Annotated in this window: 16 protein-coding genes and 1 other RNA gene; 11 read left to right on the top strand and 6 right to left on the bottom strand. The window is 63.2% G+C overall.

Annotated features, from left to right (window positions below):
• Positions 1-28: 28 nt before the first annotated feature.
• A complete protein-coding gene (locus DYST_RS14925; protein WP_239946441.1) occupies positions 29-1,120 on the top strand; it encodes a PA0069 family radical SAM protein in 1,092 nt (363 codons plus the stop codon).
• Between the two features lie 83 nt (positions 1,121-1,203).
• Here the strand turns inward: DYST_RS14925 and DYST_RS14920 are convergent, their stop codons facing one another.
• Both DYST_RS14920 and DYST_RS14915 read right to left on the bottom strand, forming a co-directional pair.
• Positions 1,204-3,231, bottom strand: coding sequence for an alpha/beta hydrolase family protein (locus tag DYST_RS14920; protein WP_239946440.1), 2,028 nt, complete (start codon positions 3,229-3,231; stop codon positions 1,204-1,206).
• Positions 3,232-3,297: 66 nt separating this feature from the next.
• Entirely contained in the window at positions 3,298-3,501 is a 204-nt protein-coding gene (locus tag DYST_RS14915; protein WP_239946439.1) for a hypothetical protein, read from the bottom strand.
• Positions 3,502-3,975: 474 nt separating this feature from the next.
• On the opposite strand from DYST_RS14915, the gene DYST_RS14910 reads away from it, so the two are divergent.
• Positions 3,976-4,051, top strand: a non-coding RNA gene (locus DYST_RS14910) — sX9 sRNA.
• A 4-nt stretch (positions 4,052-4,055) separates the two neighbouring features.
• Here DYST_RS14910 and DYST_RS14905 read toward each other — a convergent pair.
• Both DYST_RS14905 and DYST_RS14900 read right to left on the bottom strand, forming a co-directional pair.
• Complete coding sequence (locus tag DYST_RS14905) at positions 4,056-5,003, bottom strand: patatin-like phospholipase family protein (RefSeq protein ID WP_239946438.1); 948 nt, start codon at positions 5,001-5,003, stop codon at positions 4,056-4,058.
• A gap of 405 nt (positions 5,004-5,408) precedes the next feature.
• Positions 5,409-6,422, bottom strand: a complete 1,014-nt coding sequence (locus DYST_RS14900) for a class 1 fructose-bisphosphatase (RefSeq protein WP_239946437.1) — start codon at positions 6,420-6,422, stop codon at positions 5,409-5,411.
• Between the two features lie 245 nt (positions 6,423-6,667).
• Here DYST_RS14900 and DYST_RS14895 point away from each other — a divergent pair, with 245 nt between their 5' ends.
• From DYST_RS14895 to DYST_RS14865, 7 genes are all read left to right on the top strand, one after another.
• Complete coding sequence (locus tag DYST_RS14895; RefSeq protein ID WP_239946436.1) at positions 6,668-7,285, top strand: DJ-1/PfpI family protein; 618 nt, start codon at positions 6,668-6,670, stop codon at positions 7,283-7,285.
• Between the two features lie 20 nt (positions 7,286-7,305).
• A complete protein-coding gene (locus tag DYST_RS14890; RefSeq protein WP_239946435.1) occupies positions 7,306-7,500 on the top strand; it encodes a hypothetical protein in 195 nt (64 codons plus the stop codon).
• Complete coding sequence (locus tag DYST_RS14885; RefSeq protein WP_239946434.1) at positions 7,497-7,901, top strand: GFA family protein; 405 nt, start codon at positions 7,497-7,499, stop codon at positions 7,899-7,901. Before DYST_RS14890 ends, DYST_RS14885 begins: the two co-directional genes overlap by 4 nt.
• A gap of 42 nt (positions 7,902-7,943) precedes the next feature.
• Positions 7,944-8,573, top strand: a complete 630-nt coding sequence (locus DYST_RS14880; RefSeq protein ID WP_239946433.1) for a glutathione S-transferase family protein — start codon at positions 7,944-7,946, stop codon at positions 8,571-8,573.
• 161 nt (positions 8,574-8,734) lie between these two features.
• Positions 8,735-9,442, top strand: coding sequence for a helix-turn-helix transcriptional regulator (locus tag DYST_RS14875; RefSeq protein ID WP_102303164.1), 708 nt, complete (start codon positions 8,735-8,737; stop codon positions 9,440-9,442).
• 563 nt (positions 9,443-10,005) lie between these two features.
• Positions 10,006-11,670, top strand: a complete 1,665-nt coding sequence (locus tag DYST_RS14870) for a SulP family inorganic anion transporter (protein ID WP_239946432.1) — start codon at positions 10,006-10,008, stop codon at positions 11,668-11,670.
• On the top strand, positions 11,667-13,457 hold the full coding sequence (locus tag DYST_RS14865; protein WP_428993917.1) for a DUF885 domain-containing protein: 1,791 nt from the start codon (positions 11,667-11,669) through the stop codon (positions 13,455-13,457). The genes DYST_RS14870 and DYST_RS14865 overlap by 4 nt, the downstream gene beginning before the upstream one ends.
• Positions 13,458-13,514: 57 nt before the next feature.
• Here the strand turns inward: DYST_RS14865 and DYST_RS14860 are convergent, their stop codons facing one another.
• Positions 13,515-14,045, bottom strand: coding sequence for an SRPBCC family protein (locus tag DYST_RS14860; RefSeq protein WP_239946431.1), 531 nt, complete (start codon positions 14,043-14,045; stop codon positions 13,515-13,517).
• 145 nt (positions 14,046-14,190) lie between these two features.
• Between DYST_RS14860 and DYST_RS14855 the strand changes: the two genes are divergently transcribed.
• Together DYST_RS14855 and DYST_RS14850 are read left to right on the top strand one after the other, a co-directional pair.
• Positions 14,191-14,583, top strand: coding sequence for an MbcA/ParS/Xre antitoxin family protein (locus DYST_RS14855; protein ID WP_239946430.1), 393 nt, complete (start codon positions 14,191-14,193; stop codon positions 14,581-14,583).
• 166 nt (positions 14,584-14,749) lie between these two features.
• Entirely contained in the window at positions 14,750-15,433 is a 684-nt protein-coding gene (locus DYST_RS14850; protein ID WP_239946429.1) for an RES family NAD+ phosphorylase, read from the top strand.
• A gap of 76 nt (positions 15,434-15,509) precedes the next feature.
• On the opposite strand, the gene DYST_RS14845 is transcribed toward DYST_RS14850, so the two are convergent.
• Positions 15,510-16,127, bottom strand: coding sequence for an OmpW/AlkL family protein (locus DYST_RS14845; protein ID WP_239946428.1), 618 nt, complete (start codon positions 16,125-16,127; stop codon positions 15,510-15,512).
• Between the last annotated feature and the right edge of the window lie 171 nt (positions 16,128-16,298).

Raw genomic sequence — 16,298 nt, 5'->3', positions numbered from 1 at the left:
TGAGACATCGCCGGCGCAGACTGCTGACATGGCCGAATCCTTCCTCCCCCTGCAAGCCCTCAAGGGCCGTGGTGCTGCCTCCAACCCGGAAGGCCGCTTCGAGTCCATCCGCCATCACGCGGAAGACGACGGCTGGCAAAGCCTTGTGCTCGACGAGCAGGCCCCACGCCCGCGGACCGAGGTCACGGAAGAGAAGGCACGCAGCGTCATCACCCGCAACGATTCGCCCGATATCCATTTCAACCAGGCGTTGAATCCGTATCGTGGCTGCGAGCACGGTTGCATCTACTGCTTCGCGCGGCCTTCGCACAGCTATCTCAATCTATCGCCCGGCCTCGACTTCGAAACCAAGCTGCGTGCCAAGAGCAATCTGGCCGAAGTGTTGCGCCATGAGCTGGCGCGTCCTTCCTACACCGTCAGCCCGATCAATATCGGCAGCAACACCGATCCCTACCAGCCGATCGAAAGCCGTTGGAAACTCACGCGCGCCGCACTGGAAGTGTTGGCGGAGTGCAAACACCCATGCACCATCGTCACCAAGAACTCGATGGTCGAACGCGACCTGGACATACTTGCGTCGATGGCGCGGGAAAACCTTGTGCAGGTGTTCGTGTCGGTGAACTCGCTGGATAACCACCTGGCCGCAAAACTGGAACCGCGCGCAAGCGCACCACATCGACGCATCAAGGCGATTCGCACCTTGCGTGAGGCCGGTGTGCCGGTCGGCGTGCTTGTCGCACCCATCATTCCCGCACTCAACGACGGCGACCTGGAAGCTGTACTGGAGCAGGCCGCCGATGCCGGTGCCACGTGCGCCGGCTTCACCACGTTGCGCCTCCCTTATGAGTTGAAGGCACTGTTCCGTGAGTGGCTGGCGCTACACGTGCCGCAACGCGCCACCCATGTGATGAGCCTGGTGCAGCAGATGCACGGTGGCCGCGATTACGACAGCGATTTCTCCACGCGCATGCGTGGGCATGGCGTATTCGCTGAGCTCATCCGCCGCCGATTCGACGTGGCCTGCCGCAAGCACGGCTTGGGTCGTACGCGGGAGTTGTCGCTGGACACCACCAAGTTCATGCCGCCGCGCAAACCGTCGCCGCAAGGGCAACTGTTCTGAGGTGTCCTGCGATCAGGCGTTCATCACCTAAAGCACCCGATTCGTTATGGCGGGCAGTTTAAAAATGTACTGCCCATCCATGGTCACTTCGACGCAGGCAGGTACTTCTCGAACCACATCAGCGCGCGCTGCAACACATCGCGTTGATGGTCGGGATCGACGAAGTGATGACCTTCGTTCGGATACACCACCAGCGACGTCGGCACGCCGAGCGCACGCAGCGCATGCCAGTACTCGAATGATTGCGGCGCCGGGCATTCCGCATCGCGATCACCCACCACGACCAACGTGGGCGACTTGGTCTGTTTGATGAAGTTGATCGCCGAACTTTTGGCATAGGCCTGCGGATCGTCGTATACCGACGCGCCAAAGAACGGAATCATCCACTGGTCGATCAGGTTTTGGCCGTAGTAGCTCTGCCAGTTAGCGATGCCTGCGCCTGCCACCACGGCGTGGAAGCGCTGCGTTTGCGTGGGAATGAACATGCTCATGAAGCCACCGTAGCTCCAACCGGTGAGCCCCAGGCGCTTGTCATCTACCGGCAGTTTCTTCTCGATCGTATCGATGCCAGTGAGGATGTCGCGCAGGTCGCCATGGCCGAAGTCCTTGCGGTTGGCCTGTACGTAGGCTTCACCTTGGCCAAAGCTGCCGCGCGGGTTGGGCATGAACACGAAGTAGCCCAATGCCGAGAACGGCACGCCGCCGAAGCCCACGCTGGGCCAGCGCGGAATCACGGCGCTCGACGGTCCGCCATGCACAGTGACGATCATCGGGTACGACTTCTTCGGATCGTAGTCGGCGGGGTACAGCAACCAACCCTGCACGTGGCGGCCTTCGTTGTCCCACTCCACCGATTCGGCCTTGCCCCAACGGGGCTTGAGTGCGGTGTTGATGTGGCTGACTGCTGGCGGTGCATCGCTACTGAGCGCGCCGGCGCGCACTTCCGGCGCCTCCGCATAGGAACTCTGCACGAAAGCCACCTTGGTGTGATCGGCCGATAGCGACAAAGCCATTTCCGCACTGCCGTCGCCGATGCTGGCCGGCAGGGTAAATAGCGCGCGCGACTGTGTGGCCTTGCCGGCGTCCACATCGTACTGGGCGACCTGGCTCTGGCCGTTGGTGACTTGTGCCACCACCATCTGCTGTGAGCCAGTCCATGCGAACCAGGAAGGCGTCACGCGCGTACCCGGCGTGAGGTTAGTCGGTTCGCCGCCGGTGACCGAGACCGCATACAGATCACCGCCGGTTGCACCCTGATAACTCATCAAACCGCCGATGAAGGCGATGCGCTTACCGTCTGGCGACCAGCGAGGCAGAGCGATCTGCAAGCCATGCAACGAGCCTTTCACGGTAGAAGGATCGAGGATGGCTGAGCCCTTTGCACCGGACTCAGCGTTCTGCACGTAAAGTTTGGCCAGCCACCAGTTGTTGTCGCCCGGCGGTGGCGCACCGGTGTAGGCGATCAGCCGGCTGTCCGGTGACCATGCGAATTCGTACGCGTAGACGTTCTCCGGCGTCAGCAACCGCACTGCGCCTCCCGTAGCATCTACGGCGGCTACGCGCTGCACTTCCAGTCCGTCCACGCCGATTTCCCCTGACGCGGGCTTTGCCGCGTACACCGCGCTGGCGCGGCGCGTACCGTTGGGCACGTAGAGAAAGCCCAAGGACTTGCCGTCGCGCGACCAGCTGAGGTCCTGGGCGACGCCTGGCAGCGTGGCCATATGGTGCGGCGATTCCTTGGCCAGCGTGTCGACGATGAGCAGGTCCTTCTGCCGGCTGCTGCCGCTAACGCAGTTCGCCAGGAAGGCGAGATGATGCGAGTCCGGTGACCACGCGGGTTCGGTTTCGTTGCAGTCCCCGGTCTTGGTGCCCACGCGATGCGCGTCGCTGCCATCGGCCTTGGCGACTTCGATGTTGTCCTTGCCGTCGGTACGCACGACCCACGCGAGTTGAGTGCCGTCGGGTGACAGTTGTACGGCGCTGATGGCCCGGACCTTGCCCAGGTCGGTTAGCAGCGCGTCGATACGCGGATCGACGGCGGGTGCGGCATGCAGCGCAGGGACGAAGGCGATGGCCAGGAGTGGAAGCAGCAAACGGGCAGGGTGTTGCATGGCGGAGCCTGGAGAACGGTGGAAAACTCCACGCTAACAGGCGCCGCCACCTTCCGCCAACGCGTCTTATCTTACGACCGGTGTTGCCACCTGCGTTTCCAGGTAACGGCGGGCGATCTGGCGTCGCACGATCTGCTCGAAGCGTGGCGATGGCTGCTCCGATTCGCTTTTGCACAGGCCAGCGACATTGCGTGCGATCTGCACCGGCGTGACCAGCAACCCCCACGGAAAGCCCCACCAACCTAAGGTGGCGCAATACAACGTACTCAACAGCTGTTCGCGCCGACCACAACGCCGGCAGCATACGTTGCGTCGTGTGCTCCACTGCGTCATCAGCACCAGCGAATGCACGCGATGATGCTCATGTACATCGATGGTGCCATGGTTCCGTTTGCACTTCGGGCAGGCTGACCGGCGCCATTCGTCTACATGGCGCTGGAGGATGTCAGACGGAACCCGGTCGGCCATCTCGAGTAATGGATGGGCCCGAGCACAGGCGGCGCTGCAGTAACGGCGTCCATCAAGCTTGCGGCCGCCAAACAGGATTGACTTGCCGCACTGATCGCATGAACTCATGGCTTTCCCCCGAAGTTTCCGGCGGGCAAGCTACCGCGCGCGCGCCCGGGATCACATCGTCCGGACGGCTGTATGGACAGAAGGAAAGGAAACTGCTTCGGCCTTAGAGCCGCTGAACAGAACTACTGCGCGACCGCCAGGCGGGCGCGGTCGGTGCTCGGAATCCTCATGTACGACAAGTACACTCCGGTTCCTCCGCGCCGTCCGCACCCACCTGACGGCCGCTCGCTACGTTCTGTTAGCGGCTCTTAGTGAGCGCTACTGGTCGCCGCGGGTTGTGGGTGCGCCGCAGCCTGCTGGCGCGCCACCTGCACCGCGGCGATCTTAGCTTTGATTGCCGGAATGGCCGCGAGTGCAGCGCGTTCGCCCTCCAGGATGGCCTGATCACGCTGCTCGAAGTCGGCGGCGCCGATCTGGTTCACCTTCGGGCGGATCACGATATCGGCCCGCGCCAGCTCCTGCTCGCCTAGCTTCTGGCCCATGATGCTGATGGACTGGCCCACGATGCCGAGCATGCCCTGCGGGTTGGTGCCGCTGGCCTTGCTGGAGATATCCACAGCAATCACGACATCCGCGCCGAGCTGGCGTGCAGCATCGACCGGCACCGGGCTGACCACGCCGCCGTCGACGTAATGCTTGCCGTTGATCTCCACGGGCTCGAATACGCCCGGGACGCTACTGGATGCGCGCACCGCCTGCCCAGTGTTGCCGCGTACGAACACGGTGCGCTGACCGGTTTCCAACTGCGTCGCCACAGCGGCGAACGGCACGTTGAGCTTGTCCAGCGGGCGGTTCTTCACCTGCTGGTTCACGTAGTCCTGCAGCTTCTGTCCCTGCACCACGCCACCGGAAAACAGCCGTACGTCGCGGATGCTCGCCTGATCGAGCGCAACGGCGGTTTCCTGTAACTGGAACGCGTCCATGCCGCTGGCATAGAGCGCGCCGACCACGCTACCCGCACTGGTGCCGGAAACCACGTCGGGGTGGATGCCGTTGGCCTCCAACATCTTGATCACGCCGATATGCGCAAAACCCTTGGCCGCACCACCGCCCAGCGCCAACCCGATACGCAGCTTCACCACCGGCGGCGGCGCGACAGGAGCAGGCGGAGTGGGCTTGGTGTCGCCAAAGCAGGCGCAGAGCGCCAGCGTGGCGAGCAGGGGGAGGAGCGAGCGGATGCGGCGGGTGGACGTCATGTCGGTGGTGGGGCCGTTGGGTGGGGTGACCTGCCGGCTGTTCCATCGCCGGTGGGTGGTTGGCGGGCGAGTGTACGACTGGTGGGGGGCGCGATGATGGCGGAATGGGGTGGGTTGTTGGGCGGTAGTCAGGTGGGGTGTTGGGACGTTTGTATGTTTTGCTCCCTCTCCCCTTTGGGGAGAGGGTTGGGGTGAGGGGTCAATCTAGCCTCACCGTTGTTATCGTCATCCCGGCCTACGCCGGGATGACGGTTTCATCGAAACGGTATGGCGAGCACCCACCCCTCATCCCAACCCTCTCCCCGAAAGGGAGAGGGAGCAGATTCGAGCAGCTTGGCGCGTTCCGCAGAAGCGTCTAGATAACTAAAAGAAGCTGGCCCCAAGGCCAGCCTCCCACGCCACACATCAACCCGCCGCGTCCGCCGCGACGTGGTAATGCGTCGCCACTTCCACTTCCTTCTTCGAACCCAGGAACACCGGCACGCGCTGGTGCAGGCCGCTGGGCTGGATCTCCATGATGCGCTGGCGGCCGGTGGTGGCTGCACCGCCGGCCTGCTCGATGATGAAGGCCATCGGGTTGGCTTCGTACATCAGGCGCAGCTTGCCGCCCTTGGACTTAATCTTGGCGTCCAGCGGATAGAAGAACACGCCGCCGCGGGTGATGATGCGATGCACGTCGGCCACCATGGAGGCAACCCAGCGCATGTTGAAATCCTTGCCGCGCGGGCCATCCTGGCCGGCGAGCAGCTCGCCGATGTAGCGCTGCATCGGTGCTTCCCAGTGGCGCTGGTTCGACATGTTGATGGCGAACTCGGCGGTCTCTTCCGGAATGCGGATGTCACGGCGGCTCAGGACGAAGCTGCCCACTTCGCGATCCAGCGTGAACTCGTGCGTACCGTGGCCAAAGGTAAGCACGAACACGGTGGCCGGGCCGTAGACCACGTAACCGGCGGCGAGCTGTGTGGTGCCTTCCTGCAGGAAGTGCTCGGCCTTCGGCTCGGTGACGCCGTCCGGGCAGCGCAGCACGGAGAAGATGGTGCCGACGGAGATGTTCACGTCGATATTGGAGCTGCCGTCCAGGGGATCGAACAGCAGCAGGTGATGGCCCTTGGGGTACATGTCGGGGATGGGCTGCGGGTCTTCCATTTCCTCCGAGGCGCAGGCGGCGAGCTGACCGCCCCAGGCGTTGGCTTCCAGCAGGATCTCGTTAGAGATCACGTCCAGCTTCTTTTGCGCCTCGCCTTGGATGTTGCCGGTGCCGGCCTCGCCCAGCACGCCGCCCAGGGCGCCCTTGTTGGTGGCCACGGCGATGCGCTTGCAGGCGCGCGCGACGACTTCGATCAGGAGGGAGAGCTCGGCGTTGATGCGGCCGGCGCGGCGTTCCTCAATGAGGAACTGGATGAGCGAGATGGACTTCATGGCAAACCCGCAAACAAAGGGACCCCTATTGTCCGGGGGACCCCGCCGCTTGTCAGTACAAAGTGTGACCAGTTAGTTCATCTAACGGTACAGAAAACCTTTTCTGGCAAGCCACCCGCGTCAGCCCCGTGTAGGAGCGCGACCCATACGGGATCATTCGGAGCGGCTCATGGTCACCCCTGCTGACAACACGTTGGCAGTAGGGGGTGCTCACACTCCTTCCTGTCAGTTAAGGAGGGAGTCTCATGCGCGATACGGTGTATTTCCTGGTGTTCGACGGCTACGCGGACTGGCATGCGGCGCATGCGCTCTGCGAGATCCGCCGTCCGGGCGAATGGCAGTTGAAGACGGTGGGCTTTTCCATGCAGCCGGCGCTCTCGATGGGCGGCCTGCGCGTGGCGCCCGAGTTGACCCTGGACCAGCTGGACCTCAAGCGCGCGGCGTTGCTGGTCGTGCCCGGCGGATATCTGTGGGAACACGGGCACGGTGAGGAGGCTGTGGCCGCGGCGCGACGCATCCACGCGGCCGGTGCGCCCGTAGCCGCCGTCGACAGCGGTGTGTTGGTGTTGGCCCGGGCCGGGCTACTGGATGCCTGCCGTCATACCGGTAGCTATCCGGGCCACATCGGCACTCACGTGCCTGGGTATGCGGGCGCCGATCAATTCGACGCCAACGTGCTTGCGGTGAGCGATGGCGGGGTGATCACCGCTAGTCAGCTCGGCAGCGTGGAGTTCGCCCGCGAAGTGATCCGCACGCTGGACCTCTACAACCCGAGCGATCGGGAGCATTGGTTTCGTTTGTTCAAGCACGCCCTGCCGCCGCCGTGGTGCGCGGGCGAAGCTGCCACAGCCGTGGCAGCGTAACGAGTGACGAGGAGGACGTCATGGCATTCCCGCTTGGAAAGATCCTGATGGCCTATCGGCCCCTGTACATGCGCGGGCTGTTGATGGATGGGCAATACCGCTTGCCGGCCAGTACGCCGGAGACCACGCAGGGCACAAAAGTCAAAGTAAGCAAGGAAGTGGCGGCACAGCGTGTGCCTGCCGCACCAACGGCACTACGAGGAGTTCGCGCATGACCCGCATCCACCAGGGCAGTTGCCATTGCGGCGCCGTCCGCTACGAGGCCGAATTGGACTTGTCTACAGGCACCGGCCGCTGCAATTGCTCCATCTGCCGCAAGCTGCGCTTCTGGGGTGCCAGGACCAAGCCGGAAAGTTTTCGCCTGCTGAGTGGAGAGGACGCTCTGGTCGACTACCAGTTCGGCACGGACAGCACACACAACATGTTCTGTCGCCACTGCGGTACGCACTCGTTCCATCATGGCTACGTGGAACAGATCGGTGGCGCGTACGTTGCCGTCAACGTTACTTGCCTGGATGACGTAAGCGATGAAGATTGGGCCGCCGCACCGGTGAATTTTTCGGATGGACGCGACAACAACTGGTGGAACCAGCCAGCCGTCACCAGCTACCTGTGAATAACTCAGTCAACCTGTGAATAACTCGACAGGAACCACGTCATGACCACATCACGCATCACGTTCTATCACGCACCAAACAGCCGCTCTGGTGGTACCCGCGCGTTGCTCGAAGAGCTTGGTGTGGACTACGACTTGCACGTGCTCAACTTCAAAAAGAACGAGCAACGCGCGGAGCCGTATACAGCCATCAACCCGATGGGCAAGGTGCCTGCGATTGCGTATCGTGGTGAACTCGTCACCGAGCAACCGGCGGTTTTTCTCTATCTCGCCGATCTGTACGCCGACAAAGGGTTAGCGCCCGCGCTCGACGATCCGCTGCGCGGGCCGTACCTGCGATGGATGGTGTTCTACGGTTCGTGCTTTGAACCCGCAGCAGTGGACCGCGCAATGAAGCGCGAGCCGGTACCCCTGTCGACGAGTCCGTATGGCGACTGGGACACCATGTTCAACACGCTCGTGGCGCAACTGGAACGCGGGCCGTACATGCTGGGCGAACACTTTACGGCCGTTGACGTGCTGTGGGGTACGGCGCTGAAGTGGATGACGATGTTCAAGCTCGTGCCCGAGCTCCCTGTGATCGTGGCCTATGTTGAACGCGTCACATCGCGGCCTGCCATGCAAAGGGCTGCAGCGCTGGACGAACAGCTGGCGGCGTCGCAGGCGGCGTGAACGATGTCGCCGTGCGCAGGCTACCGTCGTCGTTCTCCCCGCTTACGCGGGGGTGACGGTGTTCCTGCGGCGCGTGAACGATTCGCCAGTTTCGTCATGCATATAGCCATCCATGACTCTCGGCGCTGGCCCTGCGCGCGCCACTCCGCCATCATCCAAGGATGCGTCGCGCCGACCGGCTTTTCCTCATCATCCACGCCCTGCGCGGGCGTCGTACCGCGCTGCAGGCGCGCCAGCTTGCTGGCACGCTCGGTGTCTCCTTGCGCACTGTCTATCGCGACGTGGCCGATCTCCAGCTCTCCGGCGTACCCATTGAGGGCGAGGCGGGCGTGGGTTACCTGCTGCGCAAGGGTTCGGACATCCCGCCGCTGATGTTCACCGCCGACGAACTCGAATCGCTGGTGGTAGGTACGCGTTTCGTGCGCGCCTTTGCCGGTCAAAAGCTCGCCGAAAGCGCGCAGGCGGCGTTGCTCAAGATTGAAGCGGTGCTACCAGCCGACCTGCGTGAGCGCGCCACGCGCACCCGTATCTATGCGCCGATCTGGCGTGACCAGAGCAAGACGGAATTCGCTGCGCTGATTGACCGTCTCAACGCGGCCATTACGGATGGTCAGGTGCTGCGGCTGGATTACAGCGATGAAGCGGGCCGAACTTCTTCGCGCGAGGTTGAGCCGTTGTGTTTGGCGTTCTGGGGCGGCAAATGGACGTTGGGCACGTGGTGTCGGTTGCGTGTGGGGTTTCGCAATTTCAGGCCGGATCGGATTGCTGATTGTGCGGTGACAGGGGAGCGGTTTGGGGATATGAAGGGGCGCAATCTGGATGCTTATCTGGAGGCGATGCGGGGGTATTACGAAGGGATGGACAGTTAGGTGTTTTCGCTCCCTCGCCCCTTCGGGGAGAGGGTTGGGGTGAGGGGTCAATCTAGCCTCACCGTTTCATCTTTAGCCGTCACCCCTGCGCAGGCGGGGGTCCAGAGCCCCGGTGTTTGATTGTCGCGGTGCCGCGACTTGGCCGCCTACGCGGCGGGCGTTTCGCCCTCCTGCCGGAGGCCGAGTCACTTTTCTTTGGGCCAACAAAGAAAAGTGACTCGAGCGTCCCACGGGGACTAGCTTCGCGTCGTCGGCAGACGATCGAAACGCCCGCTGCGTAAGCGGCCAGATCGCGGCAGCGCACGAGGCGATAACCACACTCACTGCTACTGGATCCCTGCCTTCGCAGGGATGACGGCTTTCGCAGGGATGACGGCTAAAGATGAAACGGTGAGGCTAGATTGACCCCTCACCCCAACCCTCTCCCCAATGGGGCGAGGGAGCAGAACTGGGGTGTTCTGCGGGCGTCGCCCAACACCCCAAACACCGCCCCCTAAAAACTCAGAGAACGCCCCCTCACCAATCCGTTACCCTCACTCCGCGCACCCAAGCCGGAGCCACCCATGTCATCCACCGCCAGTCCCGCCGCCAAGGCCCCGCCCACCTGGCATCTCGACCTGGTGGCGGGGCTTTCCATTGCTGGCCTGTTGATCCCAGAGGCGGTGGCTTATTCCGGTATCGCCAACCTCCCACCGCAGGCGGGCGTCATTGCTTTGTTCGTGGGTTTGGCGACGTACGGTCTGCTTGGGCAAAGCCGCTATGCCATCGTCTCCGCCACGTCCTCATCCGCGGCGGTGCTGGCGGCGGGAACGCTGGCGCTGGGAGGGGGAGACAACGTATCCCGCGTGGCGATGGCGGCCACGCTGATCCTGATGGCGGGTGTCTGTTTTCTTATCGCGGGTGCCGCGCGGCTAGGTGGGTTGTCGCATCTGATCGCCCGCCCTGTGCTGCGGGGTTATACCTTCGGGTTGGCTTGCGTCATTGCACTCAAGCAGCTGCCGCATTTGATGGGTGTGGCTGACGTGCATGGCGATTTCGTGCCGGCGTTGCTGCTGCAGCTGGCCAAGGTGCTGCCGCAGGTGAACGTGGCGGCACTCGGCGCGGGTGTCGTCGCACTGGCGTTGCTGTTTGTGTGTGAGCGGTTTCGCCGGTTGCCGGGCAGCCTGGTCGCCATTGCGTTGGGTGTGGCGTCGTCGGGCTGGTTGGCGGCGCATGGTGTGGCGTTGACGGGTTCGATCCGGCTGGCCGTTGATCTGGGGTGGCCGACATGGCCGCATAGCGGCCAGTGGTTGCCGAGTGTGGAACTGGCAGCCGCGTTGTTGCTGATCCTCTACGCGGAGTCGTACAGCTCCATCCGCGGGTTCGCACTCAAGCATGGCGATACGGTGAATCCGAACCGTGACTTGCTGGTGCTCGGCGTGGCCAATGTCGTCTCCGGTGCGCTGCATGGCATGCCGGTGGGTGCGGGTTATTCGGGCACCTCGGCGAACGAGGCGGCGGGCGCGCAGTCGCGGTGGGCGGGGCTGATTGGTGCGGGCAGTGTGTTGGTGCTGGTGTTGCTCGCGTTGCCATGGATCGAGCGCATCCCCCAGCCGGTGCTGGCGGCCATCGTGATCCACGCAGTGAGCAAGTCATTGCGCCTTTCCGTGTTCACGCCCTACCTGCGCTGGCATCGCGACCGGTTGGTGCTGCTCGCGGCGGTGGTGGCGGTGTTGTCGCTGGGCATCCTCAACGGCTTGCTATGCGCCATCGCCTTCAGCCTGGTGATGTTGCTGCGCCAGCTGGCCATGCCACGGCTCAGCGTGTTGGGGCGGCTTGCCGATGGCCATGATTTCGTCGATATCGGGCAGCATCCTGGCGCGTTGCAGGTGCCGGGCATGTTGATCGTGCGGCCGGAAGAACCCCTGTTCTTCGTTAACGCCGAAGCCATGCTGGCGCAGGCACGCCAGCGGGTAGAGGCCTGCCAGGGGCTCAAGCGCGTGGTGCTGAGTCTGGAAGTCAGCCCTGATCTGGACGGCACCTCGCTCGAAGCCATCGCTGATTTCGCCACCTGGTTGGCTGCGCGCGGCATTGAGCTGCGCGTGGCACGATTGAAGGACGACGCCCGTGACGCCCTGTCGCGCATGGCGCTGCCCCAGCTTCCGCCACAGGCGCTGGAAGACTGGAGCGTGGAGGATGCCGTGTCGGCATCGCCGATGACCTCGTTGCCAAAGGGAAACCCGCAGTGAAGAACGCTCTCCGTACGACCTGGCTGGCCGCAGCCGTGACGCTGTCCCTTGCCGCCCCGGCCTGGGCCGATTCCAGCGCCGATGCACGCTTCAAGCAGATCTACGAGCAGGAGTGGGCGTGGCGCAATGGCCAGTCCGGCATTTCGTCCTCGGGCGAAGCGCAGCCCAACGGTTCGCGCCTGGACAACGTGGATGCCGCCAACCAGCAGAAGCGTCAGGACTACTGGCAGAAGGTCTCCAACGAGCTCGACGGCATCGACGTAAAGCAGCTGTCGCCGGAAGAGCAGGTGAACTACGCGGTGTATCGCGCGCAGATCCAGAATCAGTTGGCGGCGCAGAAGTTCAAGCAGTGGCAGATGCCGTTCAACAGTGACTCGGCGTTCTGGAGCGAGCTTGGCTACGTGCTGGATAGCGACAAGCTGCGCACCGTGCAGGATTATCAGCGTTACCTCGACCGCCTCAACGAAGTGCCGGCGTATTTCCAACAGCAGATCGACAACATGCGCGACGGTCTGGCGCGCGGCTTCACCGTGCCCAAGGAAGTGTTGAAGGGCCGCGATGTCTCCATCGCCTCCGTGTCGGAACTGAAGGACCCCACACAGAGCAGCTTCTACGAGCCCTTCAAGAAGATGCCGAGCACCATGCCCGCCGCCGATGTCGCCAAGCTGCAACAGCAGGCGAAGCAGGCCATCAGCGGCAAGGTGATCCCGGCTTACGCCAACCTGCTCACCTTCTTCCGCAACGAATACGTGCCCAAGGCGCGCACCACGCTTGCCGCTGAAGCCATGCCCGATGGCAAGGCGTGGTATCGCCAGCAGATCATCGAATACACGACGCTCGATCTCGACCCGGACACCATCCAGAAGGTGGGCCAGGAGCAAGTGGCGAAGATCCACGCCGAGATGGTCAAGACCATGCAGGAGACGGGCTTCAAGGGAAGCTTCGCCGACTTCCTGCATTTCTTGCGTACCGACCCGCAGTTCTATGCCAAGTCGCCGGACGAGCTGCTGATGCGCACCGCCTGGGTGGCCAAGCAAGTGGACGCGCAACTGGGCAGGGAGTTCGGCCGCCTGCCGCGCCAGCGCTTCGCCATCGTGCCGGTGCCGGACGATATTGCGCCGTACTACACCTCCGGCCGTGGTGGCCCGGGCACCTATCTGGTGAACACGTACGACCTGCCATCGCGTCCGCTTTACAACATGCCCGCGTTGACCCTGCATGAGTCGATGCCGGGTCATTCGTTGCAGCTGTCGCTGGCGGCCGAGCAGCACGGCCAGCCAGACTTCCGTCGCGAGGGCTACATCTCCGCCTACGGCGAGGGCTGGGGCCTGTACTCGGAATACCTCGGCAACGAGATGGGCATCTACAAGACGCCCTACGAGCGCTTCGGTTACCTCACCTACCAAATGTGGCGCGCGTGCCGGCTGGTGGTCGATACCGGCATCCATCATCTCGGTTGGACGCGTCAGCAGGCGATCGACTTCATGACGCAGAACACCGCGCTATCCGACCGCGAGATCGCTAACGAAGTCGATCGCTATATCAGCTGGCCGGGTCAGGCGCTGTCGTACGAATTGGGTTACCTGAAGATTCTCGAGCTACGCCAGAAGGCCGAGCAGGCACTGGGCCCGAAATTCGACATCCGCCACTTTCACGACACCGTGCTGCAGATCGGCTCCGTACCGCTGCCGGTGCTGGAAAAGCGCGTCGAGCGCTTTATCGCCGATGGCGGCCCGGAGCCGGATTACGGGTGTGACTGCGGGAAAGATAAGGGTGGCAAGAAGTAACGCCATCTGATCACGGCATCATTCCGGACCTGCGCCGGAATGATGCCGGCCGGCGCGTCAGGGCTTCGTGCCTGTCTCGGCATAGCGCTGCAAACGCTGTAGTTGATCCGCCAGCACCTCGTTGACGACGGGAGCTACCTTGTCCAGCGCGCTTCCGCTGGCGCCGTTGACGCGGTATTCGAACTGCAGCGTCGTTCCGCCGGGCGTGGATTTCAGGGTGAAGGTCATCACGCCCGTGACCGCCATCGACTGCAGTGGACCGAGCGCCGTGTCCAACCGCAGCACGTGCCCGGGTGCCGCCCAGATCACACGGCCATGCTCCACGCTCTGGCCATCCCAGCGCTCGCAGAAGCAGCCTCCCGCTTCGGCCTTCAGGCTCAGGTGCGAGGCGTCGCCGGAATAGGTGTGCTCACTGTTCCACCAGTGGCCGACGTCGGTCAGGGCTGCGTATAGCTTGTCTGGAGGCGCGTGGATGGTGCGGCTGTCCAGGATCAGCAGGTGGTCGGGGGCCGCTTCCTTCACCTCGGCATATGCGCTCAGGGTGACCAGCGACAACAGGATCGAGGCGGCAAAGGCGCGGCGGCGCATGGCGTTTCCTCCCGGCTAGGGTAGGGCGGAGTATGCGGCGGTGAAAATGGGGTCTGTACTGGCCGAACGGCTGATAACCGGCCCACTGGCTAAAAATGCACCAATGAAGTAAAGTTGATCCCAACTTCACAGGGAGAGTCGAATCATGGCGGCTCATCTCCAGCCCGAAAGCCATCCCGCCACCGATCTGGGCGGCCCGGCGCTGCGTGCCTTCTTCAACATCGCCGAGCGATGGAACCTGCGGATTGCCGACCAGCGACGTCTGCTGGGCGACCCGCCGGAGTCGACGTTCTATAAGTGGAAGCGGCTGCAGAACGGCACGCTGGGGCGCGACACACTGGAGCGCATCAGCTACCTGCTAGGTATCTTCAAGGATCTGCAGATTCTGTTTCCCGATCCCGGTCAGGCCGATGGCTGGGTGCACCGCGCGAACAAGGCCACATTGTTCAGCGGAAGCTCGGCGCTGGAACGCATGCTTTCCGGTAACGTCGCCGACCTTTACGTCGTACGTCAGTACCTCGACGCGCAACGCGGCTGATCACCCGTTTTGCAGGAGCGCACCTTGTGCGCGATGGCGTCGTCGCGTCTATGCTCGCAACTCAATCACCGCGCTGGCCAATGGCCCTGCGCCCCACGTCGCAACCCACGATACGCCTCTCCGCCATACTTGCTCCTTCTGGCAGATCGCGTGAGAGATCCACGTCATGGCCGACATTCCACCGCTCAAACGCATCCGCTGGAGCCATGCCTATCGCATTGTTCCCAGCCGCTTTCCGCCTATTGGCGTGTTCGATCGCATCGCTGAGCCGGGCGATCTCGAAGCGTTGTACGCCATCGGGGCGATGACCAATCCGCGCCTGCGTACTGAGATCGGCGACCTGCATCTGGTGCCGCCGGATCGGCGCATCAGCGGCCCGGGCACAACGCCGGTGATGGCCGCGTTCACCCATCTCAATCCCGAGGGCAGCCGCTTTTCCGATGGCACGTGGGGTGTGTTCTATGCCGCGCACAGCGTAGCGACGGCGGTGGAGGAAACCGTCTACCACCGCGAGCTGTTCCTCGCGGCCACCGCTGAACCACCGTGCGACATCGAGATGCGCTGCTACAGCACCAGCATCCAGGCGAAGCTGCACGATCTTCGTGGGGGATGGAAAGCCGAGCACGATCCGGACGATTACGCTGCCGGTGTCGCGCTCGCGCGCAAGCTGCGCAAGGAAGGTTCGGATGGTCTCGTCTACGACAGCGTGCGTCATGCCAGTGGCGAATGCGTGGCCGTGTTCTATCCCGATCGCGTCGCGCCCTGTGTGCAGGCGCAACACCTGATGTATCGGTGGGACGGCAAGTGCATCGCACAGGTGCTGACCGTCGACGAGTGGAAGCGCGGCTAGCCCGCCATCAACGCCATGAAAAAGGGCCCTTCTCACGAAGGGCCCTGCGGCTTCCCTGCCGACGGGTCTCCCCTTATTAGAAGCGGTAACCGATGCTGGCGCCGAACACGATCGGGTCGATCTTGGCGGTACCCACCTTGGTGTTGTCGACCTTCACGTCGCTCTGGATATAGGCCCAGCGCACATCCACTGTGGCGAGCCACTTCTCTGAGATCTTCAGATCGAAGCCAGCGCGCACCGCGGGGCCCCAACTGTTGGCGATGCTGACGCTGTTGCCGTAGAGCGCGCCGGTGGCGTGCGTGCTGAAGAAGTTGGTGTAGTTGACGCCTGCGCCCAGGAACGGCGACCAGGCTGCGTTCGGCATGAAGTGGTAATTGATGCCGAAGGTCGGCGGAAGCTGTTTAGTGCGAGCCACCGTGCCCAGGCCGGCGAGGCTGATGTCATGCAGGAACGGCGAGGCACCGAGCACGTCCACACCCCAGTTCGGGGTGAACATGTATTCAAGGTCGATGGTGGGCCGCGTGCTGCTGCTCACGTCCGCGCGCGCGCCAGCGATGGTGCCGTTATTGCTCTTGGGCGCGACGACGGCGCCGCCGATGCGCACGACCCAGGAATCGTTGCTTTCCGCATGGGCGGTGGGAACGGCGAGTGCGCCGAGCGTGGCAGCAAGAGCGAAGGGGAGCAGGGCTTTCATGACGTTGTTCCATCGTGTTTTCGTTGGGGACAGCGTCATGGTCGTTAGGAAGTCGTTGTTGGCTTTTGATCTCAGATCATGCCGCCGTAGGGCATTCGGACGCAGGCGTACACGTAAGAAAGAAAAAGCCCGCACGGTGGCGGGCTTTTCTTCGTATCGCAGATCTATAGC

This window comes from Dyella terrae (genome assembly GCF_022394535.1).
Lineage (GTDB): Bacteria > Pseudomonadota > Gammaproteobacteria > Xanthomonadales > Rhodanobacteraceae > Dyella.
The sequence above is the reverse complement of the archived record's forward strand: the minus strand, read 5'-3'. Positions and strand labels throughout refer to the sequence as shown.